8 protein-coding genes are annotated in these 10,868 nt (G+C 70.6%); all 8 read left to right on the plus strand.

Annotated elements, in window-relative coordinates; translation table 11 throughout:
* Window positions 1–17: 17 nt before the first annotated feature.
* From OHT57_RS41720 to OHT57_RS41755, 8 genes are read left to right on the plus strand one after another with little or no spacing between them, the layout of a single operon-like run.
* Window positions 18–2,195 (plus strand): bi-domain-containing oxidoreductase, encoded by a 2,178-nt coding sequence (locus OHT57_RS41720; RefSeq protein WP_328752147.1) that lies wholly within the window; start codon window positions 18–20, stop codon window positions 2,193–2,195.
* Window positions 2,195–4,138 (plus strand): heparinase II/III family protein, encoded by a 1,944-nt coding sequence (locus OHT57_RS41725; protein ID WP_328752148.1) that lies wholly within the window; start codon window positions 2,195–2,197, stop codon window positions 4,136–4,138. The genes OHT57_RS41720 and OHT57_RS41725 overlap by 1 nt, the downstream gene beginning before the upstream one ends.
* Window positions 4,139–4,146: 8 nt before the next feature.
* Complete coding sequence (locus tag OHT57_RS41730) at window positions 4,147–5,697, plus strand: right-handed parallel beta-helix repeat-containing protein (protein ID WP_328752149.1); 1,551 nt, start codon at window positions 4,147–4,149, stop codon at window positions 5,695–5,697.
* A gap of 1 nt (window position 5,698) precedes the next feature.
* Window positions 5,699–6,931 (plus strand): O-antigen ligase domain-containing protein, encoded by a 1,233-nt coding sequence (locus OHT57_RS41735; RefSeq protein ID WP_328752150.1) that lies wholly within the window; start codon window positions 5,699–5,701, stop codon window positions 6,929–6,931.
* 2 nt (window positions 6,932–6,933) lie between these two features.
* Entirely contained in the window at window positions 6,934–8,175 is a 1,242-nt protein-coding gene (locus OHT57_RS41740; protein WP_328752151.1) for a glycosyltransferase, read from the plus strand.
* Window positions 8,172–9,431, plus strand: a complete 1,260-nt coding sequence (locus tag OHT57_RS41745; protein ID WP_328752152.1) for a class I SAM-dependent methyltransferase — start codon at window positions 8,172–8,174, stop codon at window positions 9,429–9,431. The genes OHT57_RS41740 and OHT57_RS41745 overlap by 4 nt, the downstream gene beginning before the upstream one ends.
* Window positions 9,428–10,222 carry a glucose-1-phosphate cytidylyltransferase gene (locus tag OHT57_RS41750; RefSeq protein WP_328752153.1) on the plus strand — a complete coding sequence of 265 codons (795 nt, stop codon included), beginning with the start codon at window positions 9,428–9,430 and terminating at the stop codon, window positions 10,220–10,222. The genes OHT57_RS41745 and OHT57_RS41750 overlap by 4 nt, the downstream gene beginning before the upstream one ends.
* Window positions 10,219–10,866: a PIG-L deacetylase family protein gene (locus OHT57_RS41755; RefSeq protein ID WP_328752154.1), complete on the plus strand. Its 648-nt coding sequence runs from the start codon at window positions 10,219–10,221 to the stop codon at window positions 10,864–10,866. Before OHT57_RS41750 ends, OHT57_RS41755 begins: the two co-directional genes overlap by 4 nt.
* Window positions 10,867–10,868 lie beyond the last annotated feature (2 nt).

Here is a 10,868-nt window from a genome sequence, read left to right on the forward strand (position 1 = left end):
GGAAACAGGGGACTTCGGTGAAACAGGTCGTACAGAACTACAAGAGCGGCGAGCTGGCGGTGCTCGACGTGCCGGTGCCGGGGTGCAAGCCGGGCGGTGTCCTGGTCCGCAGTGCCTACTCGCTGATCTCCACCGGCACCGAGCTCATGAAGGTGTCCGAGGCCGGGATGTCGATGCTGGGCAAGGCCCGCTCCCGCCCGGACCAGGTGGCCAAGGTCATGCAGAGCGTGGCCACCAACGGGGTGCCCGCCACGTACCGCAAGGTGATGGGCAAGCTGGACTCCTACACGCCGCTGGGCTACTCGCTGTGCGGGGTGGTCGAGCAGGTCGGCGCCGGGATCGACGACGTGAAGGCCGGCGATCTCGTGGCCTGCGCCGGCAACGAGCACGCGCTGCACGCCGAGCTCAACTGGGTGCCGAAGAACCTCTACGTCCCGGTGCCGGACGGCCTCGCGCCGCAGCACGCGGCCTTCGGCACCGTCGGATCGATCGCCTTGCAGGGCGTTCGCCAGGGCGAGCCGCAGCTCGGCGAAGTGGCCCTGGTCATCGGCCTCGGGCTGATCGGCCAGCTGGTGGTGCAGCTCCTGGCCGCCGCGGGAGTCCGCGTCGTCGGCGCCGACCCCGACCAGGCGCGCTGCGAGCTGGCCGAGCGCCTGGGCGCCGCGGCCTGCGGCGACCCCGCCTCCGCCGCCGTGGAGAACGCCGTCGCCGAACTCACCGACGGACACGGCGTGGACCAGGTGTACCTGGCCGCCGGCGGCGGCAGCAACCAGCCCGTCGAACTGGCCGCCAAGCTGGCCCGGGACCGCGGCAGGGTCGTCGACATCGGCAAGTGCCGCCTGGACCTGCCGTGGAACGCGTACTACGAGAAGGAACTCGACGTCAGGTTCTCCCGCTCGTACGGCCCCGGCCGCTACGACCCGGAGTACGAGCTGCAGGGCCGCGACTACCCGATCGGCTACGTCCGCTGGACCGAGCGCCGCAACCTGGCCTGCTTCCTCGACCTCGCCGCCCGCGGCAAGGTCGACGTGGAGCCCCTGATCTCCCACGTCGCCGACTTCGATGACGCCGTCGAGACCTACCAGCGCCTGAAGGACGGCGAGCTGAAGGCCGTCACCGCGCTGTTCCGGTACCCCGAACAGGCGGGGGAAGCGGAGCAGGCGAAGGCCCCGGCGGTCACCGTGCCCGCGGTGGCTGTGAAGGCACGTCCGGCCCGGGCCGCCAACACGCCGGTGCGCCTCGCGTTCGTCGGCGCCGGCAACTACGCCACGTCGATGCTGCTGCCGCACCTCGCGCAGCGCGAGGGCGTCGAGCTGTCGACCGTCGTCACCACGACGGCGCTGTCCGCGGCCAACGCGCAGCGGAAGTTCGGTTTCGCCGAGGCGACCACGGACCTCGACGCCGTGCTCGGCGACAAGTCCATCGACGCGGTGTTCGTGGTCACCCGGCACAGCTCGCACGCCGAACTGACCCGGCAGGCCCTCCTGGCAGGCAAGACCGTGTTCGTGGAGAAGCCCCTGGCCCTCACCGAGGACGAACTGGCGGGCGTGCTCGCGGCGGTGGAGGAGTCCGGCAACGACCGGCTCCAGGTGGGCTTCAACCGCCGGTTCGCGCCGCTGTTGCAGGAGGCCAGGAAGCAGTTCGGCCCCCGGACCGGTCCGGCGCACCTGCGCTACCTGGTCAACGCGGGCCGCCTCACGCACGGCAGCTGGTACCTCCAGCAGGGCACCGAGGGCTCGCGGTTCGCCGGCGAGGGTGGACACTTCATCGACACGGCGAGCTGGCTGCTCGACGCGGACCCGGTCTCGGTGTACGCGACCGCCACGTCCGGCAACGAGGACCTGCAGGTCGTGCTGCGCTACCCGGACGGATCCACCGCCACCGTCAGTTACGTCACCACCGGCCCGTCCGGCTTCCCCAAGGAGACGCTGGACCTGGTCGCGGACGGCCGCGCGCTGCGACTCGACGACTTCGTGCGTGCCTCGGTGTACGGCGGTAAGAAGTGGGTCAGTTCGCGGCTGCCCAAAGCGCGGGACAAGGGCCAGAACGCCGAACTGGCGGCGTTCATCAAGGCGGTTCGGACCGGCGGGCCGATGCCGGTGCCGCTCGAGTCGCTGGTCGCCACCACGGCGGCCACCCTCGCGGTGCAGGTCGGTCTGGCCGGTGGCGTGCCGGTGATATTGGCGAGGCCCTGATGACCATGAGCGTGGGCTGGTACCTCCGGCGGCTGTCCCGGATGGGGCCGCAGGAGGTCGCGGGCCGGGTGGGCGACACGGTGCGCAGGCGGCGCTGGCGGTCAGCGCCGCCCGACTGCCCGAGCACGACCGGCGCCCGGTTCACCGCCGTACTGCCCGCCGGGACGATCGCCGCCGTACCCGCCGACGCCGCGAAACGCCTCATCGCCGAGGCGGACCGGCTGATGGACGGGCACGCCGAGTTCTTCGGCGTGCTCCGCGACGACCTGGCCGACCCGGACTGGTGGCGCGACCCGAAGACCGGGCGCCGGGCCCCCTCGGGCTACGCCTTCGACGTGCCGTACCGCAGTGAGGATGCGGTCGGGGACATCAAACAGATCTGGGAGCCGTCCCGGCACCAGTACCTCACGCAGCTCGCGGCCGCCTACGCGATCACCGGGAACGAGCGGTACGCCGAGCGCGTGGCCGAGCACCTGCGGTCGTGGTGGTCGGCCAACCCGCCGCTGAGCGGTGTCCATTGGATCAGCGGCATCGAGCTGGGCATCCGGCTGCTGTCCTGGGTGTGGATCCGCCGACTGCTCGACGGCTGGCCGGGCGCGGCCGACCTGTTCGAGGGCAACCCGGTGGCGCGGAACCAGATCTGGCACCACCAGCGCTGGCTGGCCGCCTTCCCCAGCCGGGGCTCCTCGGCGAACAACCACGTCATCGCGGAGACCGCCGGTCAGTTCGCCGCGGCCTGTGCGTTCGACTGGTTCCCCTCCTCGACGCGCTGGCGGGCCGACGCGCTGCGCTCGCTGGATCGGCATCTGCGCGGCAACACCTACGGCTCCGGCCTCAACCGAGAGCTGGCCACCGAGTACCACGGTCTTGTCCTGGAGCTCGGCCTGGCCGCGTTGGCCGAGGCGGATGCCGCCGCGGTGCCGGTCCCCGCATCCGTCCGTCTTGTGCTGCTGCGCATGACCGACGCGCTCGCGGCCATCGTGGACAACCGGCTGCGGCCGCCGCGTCAGGGGGACGCGGACGACGGGCACGGTCTGATCGTGGACGGCGCGGGCACCGACCGCTGGGGCTCACTGCTGGCCACCGGGGAGGCCGTGTTCGGCCGGCTGGACTGGTGGCCCGGGGTGACCGCCACCGATGTGCGCACCCCGCTGCTGGCCGCGCTCATCAAGCCGTACGCGAAGAACGGAACCGGACCGGCCGTGTCCCGCCCGGACAGCAGGCCGGCCCACTTCGCCGACGCCGGCATGACCATCCTGCGCGGCCCGGAGGAGATCTGGTGCCGCTGCGACGGTGGTCCGCACGGGTTCCTGTCCATCGCCGCGCACGCCCACGCGGACGCGCTGTCCGTGGAGGTCCGGCACGACGGGGTCGACGTGCTCGCCGACCCGGGGACGTACTGCTACCACGGGCAGCCCGAATGGCGGCAGTACTTCCGGTCGACCCTCGGCCACAACACCCTGCAGCTTGACGGCGGTGACCAGTCCGTCTCCGGCGGCCCCTTCCTGTGGACCCGGCATGCGCAAAGCCGGGTCCTGACGGCGGAAACGGCCCGCTGGAGTGCCGAACATGACGGCTACCAGGGCACTGTGCACCAACGAAAGGTGGAACTGACCGCGGAGATCCAGGAGTTGAGGATCGTGGACGAGGTGCGCGGCCCGCGCCGGGAGGCACGCCTGGCGTTCCACCTCGGCCCGGCCATCACCGCCGACCTGGTCGGGAACCGGGCACAGCTCACCTGGACCCGCGACGGCGAGGACCGCTCCGCCGTACTCGACCTGCCCGCGCAACTGTCCTGGCAGGCGTACCGCGGCGAGACCGAGCCGCCGCTGGGCTGGTACTCCGCCGGATTCGGGTGCAAGGAACCGGCCACCACTCTGATCGGCACCGGCTCCACCGACGGCGCGGAGGGTTTCACCACCGTGCTCAGGTTCCGCGGCTAGGGGGGCGGATGGGGATCAAGAGGCGGCCCTGGGCGTTGGCGGTGGCACCGCTGGCGCTGGCCCTGCTGGCGGCGGCCGGCTGTGACAGTGCACCCGACGCCCGCACGAGCGCGGACCCGACCGTCGTGCCGACCACGTCCGGGGCGCGCTCCACGTCCCTGGCCCGGGTGTGCGCGAACCCCGCGGCCGGGCCGGTCAAGGCACCGGCGGGTGCGGTGACGGTCGACCCCGCGAAGGTCGGCGACCTGGCGGCCAAGACCCGGAGCAACCCCTCGAACACCACGTTCTGGCTCCGACCGGGCAAGCACAGGCTCGACCCGGACCGCTACGCACAGGTCGTCCCCAAGAAGGGGGACCGCTACCTCGGTGCGCCGGGCGCGGTGCTCGACGGCGGGAAGAAGAACCAGTACGCGTTCAGCGGCAGCGCCCGCGACGTCACCATCCGCTACCTGACCGTGCAGCGCTTCGCGGCGCCGTCGGACGAGGGCGTGGTCAACCACGACTCGGCCGACGGGTGGGTGATCGAGGACTCGACGATCCAGGACAACGACGGTGCCGGGCTGATGGCCGGTGCCCGCCAGCAGGTCCGCGCCAACTGCCTGCGGAACAACGGCCAGTACGGCATGAACGCGTACAAGGGCAACGGCCGTATCACCGGCCTGGTGGTCGAGGGCAACGAGATCGTGGGCAACAACACCGGCGACTGGGAGCGGCGCAAGCCGGGCTGCGGGTGCACCGGAGGCATCAAGTTCTGGGCCGTCAACGGCGCCGATGTACGCGGGAACTGGGTGCACGACAATCGGGGAACCGGGTTGTGGGCGGACACCAACAACAACGACTTCCTCATCGAGAACAACGTGATCGAGGCCAACGACGGTGCCGCACTCATCTACGAGATCAGCTACAACGCGATCATCCGGAACAACACGATCCGGCGGAACAACTGGGTCGAGGGCAGCAAGGCGGCCGACAACGGCGACAGCTTCCCCTTCGCGACCGTCTACCTGTCCGAGTCGGGCGGGGAAGCACGGGTCAAGGCGCGCACCGACAAGATCGAGATCTACCGGAACCTGCTGGAGAACAACTGGTCCGGGATCACCCTGTGGGAGAACGCGGACCGGTTCTGCAACAGCCCGGCCAACACCTCGTCCGGTGACTGCACGTTGCTGGTGAAGAAGACCGACAGCTGCGCGAAGCCGGCGATCGCCAAGGCGCCGCTCTACTCCGACTGCCGGTGGAAGACCCAGCGGGTGGACATCCACGACAACCGCTTCGTGCTGGACATGTCCGTCGTCAAGTGCACGACGAAGTGCGACCGGATGGCGGTGCTGTCCAACTACGGCACCTATCCGGACTGGTCGCCGTACAAGGGCGAGAGCGTGGCCGACGCGATCACCACCGAGCAGCACAACCGCTGGCACGACAACGTCTACGTCGGACCATGGAAGTTCGTCGCCCACGACCCGGCCCGCGTGCTCGACTTCACGCAATGGCAGGGCACGCCGTACCAGCAGGACACGGGCAGCACCCTCGCCCCCGACCCGAAGGCCGGTGGCTGAGATGGAGACAGAGCGCACGCCGAAGATCGTCGGGGTGGTCTGGGGGCTGCTGGTCCTCAACACGCTCGGCTCCGCCGGGGCGAAGACCATCATCCCGCTGCCCCGCTCCCTCATCCAGATGGTCACCATGGGCGCACTGGTCGCCGCGTTCGCGCTGGCGCTCGCGGTCAATGCCCGTCTGCGGATCCGACCCGGCGCGTACATGTTCCTGCTCACCCTGCTGCTGGTGGCGAGCGTGATCTCCAGCGCTCACCTGGAGTCCGGGTTCGGCGCGCTGTTCCGCTGCTTCCGGCTGACCCTCTTCGTCAGCACGCTGTGGCTGCTCAGCCGCTGGTGGGACGGCAGCCTGACGTTCGTACGGCACCACATCCGGATGTACTTCGCGGTGCTCGGGTCGGTGGCCCTCGGCCTTGCCATCTCACCGGGCGCGGCCCTGCCCGACGTCTACGGCGGGCGGTTGGTCGGCGCGCTGTGGCCGCTCACCCCGCCGCAGATCGGCCAGTACGCCGCGGTGATCATCGGGCTCACCGTGCTGCTCCTCCTGGGGCGCCGGATCGACAGGACCAGCGCGGTGGTGGTCATCGTGCCCTCCCTCGTCCTGCTCGCGCTGACCCATACCCGGACGGCCACGCTCGGCCTGCTCCTGGGGCTGGTGCTGGCGATCGGCTCGCTCCTGCTGACCAGCGCCGCGGCCCGCCGCTTCTTCACCTGGGCGGTGGTGTGCGCCACGGTGGCCGCGGTGGGGTTCGCCGGCGCGCTGCAGGCGTGGTTCCTGCGCGGACAGAGCAAGGACAACTTCTCCAGCCTCACCGGTCGCGCCAAGGTCTGGGACGCCCTGCTGTCCGCACCCCGGTCGACCGGGGAGAAGTGGCTCGGCGTGGGTCTGGGCGACAAGTCGTTCGGCGGCCTGCCGATCGACAACAGCTGGCTGGCCGTCTACAACGAGCAGGGTCTGATCGGCGTCACCCTCGTGGCGGCGTTCCTCATCGTGCTGGGCGGCGTGGCGTTGCTGCGGCCACCGTCGCTGCAGCGGGCCTGCGCGATCTTCCTGATCAGCTATTGCGCGATCGCGTCGTACACCGAGGCCGGCCTCGGTGATGCCTCGCCGTATCTGCTGCATCTGGCCCTGGCCGTCTCGCTGTTGGCGGCACCTGCCGAGGCCGGCCCCCTCGCGACGCCCGTCGTCCCTCGACAACGCATCCCGCGCTGGGCCCAGAAATCGGAAGTGAGGTGAGCATGCACATCCTCGTGGTGCACAACCGCTACGCCTCGGCGCAGCCGAGCGGCGAGAACAAGGTCGTCGACCAGGAGGCCGAGCTGCTGCGCGAGGGCGGCCACCGGGTCGAGATGTTCGAGCGGCGCAGCGACGACATCGGCGCCATGTCCCTCCTCGCCAAGGTCGCGGTGCCCCTGCGGGTGCCGTGGAACCCGGCGGTCCGCACCGAACTCGCCACCCGGCTCCGCACCGAGCGGCCGGACATCGTCCACGTCCACAACGTCTTCCCGCTCCTGTCGCCCGCGGTGCTCGCCGCCTGCGCCGACGCCGGCGTGCCCGCCGTGGCGACGCTGCACAACTACACCCAGGTCTGCCCGCCCGGCACCCTGCAGCGGGACGGCCGGCCGTGCACCGAGTGCGTCGGTTCGACACCGCTGCCCGCCGTCCGGCACGGCTGCTACCGGGGCTCCCGCCTCGCGACCGTGCCGCTCGCGGTCAGCCTGTCCGCCAACCGGCGGCGGTGGTGGTCCGGCGTGGAGCGCTTCTTCTGCATCTCCGCGGCGCAGCGTGACGTCCTGGTGCATGCCGGGATGCCGGCCGAGCGCCTGGCGGTGAAGCACAACTTCGTGCCGGACCCGGACGCGCGCCGAACGGACGCCGGCGAGCATCTGCTCTATCTCGGCCGGCTCGCGGAGGCCAAGGGCGTACGGCTGCTCATGGCCGCGTGGGACGAGATCGCAGCGAGCGGCGGTGTGGGAGTACCGCTCGTGATCGCCGGCACGGGACCACTGGAGGCCGAGGTCACCGCCTGGGCGGCGGGCCGGGACGACGTGCAGTACGTCGGCCTGTACGACACGGCGGAGTGCCAGAAGGCCATCGCGCGCTCGGTCGCCGTGGTGGCTCCCTCGACGTGGCTGGAGGCGTTCGGCCTGGTGGTCGTGGAGGCGATGGCGGCCGGAGTGCCGGTCGTCGCCGCCGGCCACGGCGCCTTCGTCGAACTCGTCGAGGACGGGATGACCGGGCTGCTCCACCGCCCGGGCGAGTCCGCCTCGCTCGCGTCATGCATACGCCGGATCGCGGCCGAACCGGCCCGTAACCGGGAGATGGGCGAGGCGGCCCGGCGCCGTTACGAACAGAGTTTCAGCCCGACGGTCGGCCTTGACCGTCTGGTTGATGAGTACCGCACCGCGATCGCGGGTCGGTCAGCACTGCCTCGCGGCGGGGACACCCGCGCGAGCTGGGGGGATGGGAACAGCAGATGACACGATGCCGACTGTGCGGCTCGGAAGCGATGGCGAGCGTGGTCGACCTCGGGGCGACGCCACCATGCGAGAGCTTCCTCGCCGCGGACCAACTCGACCGGCCGGAGCCCGCGTACCCGCTGCACCTGCAGGTCTGCACCGACTGCTGGCTCGCGCAGATACCGCCGCTGATCAAGCCGGAGGAGACCTTCACGGAGTACGCGTACTTCTCTTCGTACTCGACCTCGTGGGTGGAGCACGCGCGGACGTTCGTCGCGGACGCCGTGCAGCGGGTCGGACTCGGCGCCGAAGGCTCCGACGCCTTCGTGGTCGAGGTCGCCAGCAACGACGGGTACCTGCTGAGGCACGTGGTGGACCGCGGGATCCGTTGCCTCGGCATCGAGCCGTCGGTGAACGTCGGCGCGACGGCACGGGACAAGGGCGTGCCCACGCTCACGGAGTTCCTGAGCCCACAGACCGGCGCGGCCGTCCGCGCGGAGCACGGCCCGGCGGACCTGGTCGTGGCCAACAACGTGTACGCGCACATCCCCGACGTGATCGGCTTCACCCAGGGGCTGCGCGCCCTGGTCGCCGACGACGGCTGGGTCTCCATCGAGGTGCAGCACCTGCTGACCCTGATCGAGGAGAACCAGTACGACACGATCTACCACGAGCACTTCCAGTACTACACGGTCGCGTCCGCGATCCGAGCCCTGGCGAGCGGCGGACTCACGCTCGTGGACGTGGAGTTGCTGCCCACGCACGGCGGCTCCATCCGGCTGTGGGCCCGCCCGGCCGAGGTGGCCGGCGAGCCGACGCAGCGGGTGGCCGACGTGCTGGCCCGTGAGAAGGCCGCCGGGCTTCAGGAACTGTCCGGCTACACCGAGTTCTCCGCCCGGGTGGCCAAGGTGCGCCGCGACCTCCTCAAGTTCCTCATCGAGGCGGCCGAGCGCGGCGAGACGGTCGTCGGCTACGGCGCCCCGGGCAAGGGGAACACCCTGCTCAACCACTGCGGTATCCGGCCCGACCTGCTCGCGTACACGGTCGACCGCAACCCCTACAAGCACGGCCGGTTCACCCCGGGCACCCGCATCCCGATCCTGCCGCCCGAGCAGATAGCCGCCGACAAGCCGGACTACGTGCTCGTCCTCCCGTGGAACCTGCGGGCCGAGCTGGTCGAGCAGCTGTCCTACGTGCACGACTGGGGCGGCCGACTGGTCTTTCCCATCCCGGAACTGAGTGTTGTCGAGGTCGCGTCCCGAAAGGTCACAGCATGAAGGTCGTTCTGTTCTGCGGCGGTTACGGGATGCGGATGCGCAACGGAACCTCCGACGACGTCCCCAAGCCGATGGCGATGGTCGGCCCGAGACCCCTGATCTGGCACGTCATGCGCTACTACGCGCACTTCGGGCACACGGAGTTCATCCTGTGCCTCGGGTACGGCGCCCACCACATCAAGGACTTCTTCCTCAACTACGAGGAGACGACGTCCAACGACTTCGTGCTGCGCAAGGGGCAGACCGAGCTGCTGTCCACCGACATAGCCGACTGGACCATCACGTTCGCGCAGACCGGCATCGAGTCGCCGATCGGGGAGCGGCTGCGCCGTGTGCGGCACCACCTGGACGGCGACGAGATGTTCCTCGCCAACTATGCCGACGTCCTCACCGACGCCCCGCTGCCCGAGATGATCGAGAAGTTCTCCCAGCGCGACGCCGGCGCCTCGATGATGGTCGTGCCGCCCCAGTCCTCCTTCCACTGCGTGGAGTTGGGCGAGGACAACCTGGTCGGCGGCATCACCGCGGTGAGCGACATGCCGTTGTGGGAGAACGGCGGCTACTTCGTGCTCCGCCAGGAGGTCTTCGACCACATACCGGAGAACGGGGACCTGGTCGCCGACGGATGCGGCCAACTCGCCAAGCGCGGGCGGCTGGTCGCGCACCAGCACCGCGGCTTCTGGAAGCCGACCGACACCGTGAAGGAGCGCGCCGCGCTCGACACCGCCTACACCCTGGGCGACCGCCCGTGGGCCGTGTGGGAACGGGACGACGCCGGGGTCGGCGCGTGATCGGCCTCGGGGCCGGCCGCCCGGACCGGATCGTCGCGGTGGGCGCGCACTGCGACGACATAGCCATCGGCGCCGGCGGCACGCTGCTGACGCTGTGCCACACGCGGCCGGGTATCCGCGTCGACGCGCTGGTGCTCTCCGGTGGCGGCACCGAACGCGAGCAGGAGGAGCAGGCCGCGCTGGCCGCCTTCTGCCCGGATGCCGACCTGCGACTGACCGTGCTCAAACTGCCGGACGGCCGCATGCCGGTGCACTGGGAGGAGGCCAAGGCCGCCGTCGAGGAACTGCGTGCCCGGACCGACCCGGATCTGATCCTGGCCCCGCGCACCGACGACGCCCACCAGGACCACCGCGGCCTGGCACAGCTGATACCCACCGCCTTCCGCGACCACCTCGTCCTCGGTTACGAGATCGTCAAGTGGGACGGCGACCTCGGCCGGATGACGGCGTACCAGCCGTTGTCGGCACAGATCGCCGAGGAGAAGGTGCGGCTGCTGCAGGAGCACTACGCCTCGCAGCGGCACCGGCCCTGGTACGACCGGGAGGCCTTCCTCGGCCTCGCCCGGATCCGTGGCATCGAATGCCATGAGCGGTACGCGGAAGCGTTCGCCGCCACCAAAATCACGCTCAACCTGGGAGGTTGAAC

Origin of the sequence: Streptomyces sp. NBC_00285, assembly GCF_036174265.1 — a bacterium.
Taxonomy (GTDB): Bacteria; Actinomycetota; Actinomycetes; order Streptomycetales; family Streptomycetaceae; genus Streptomyces.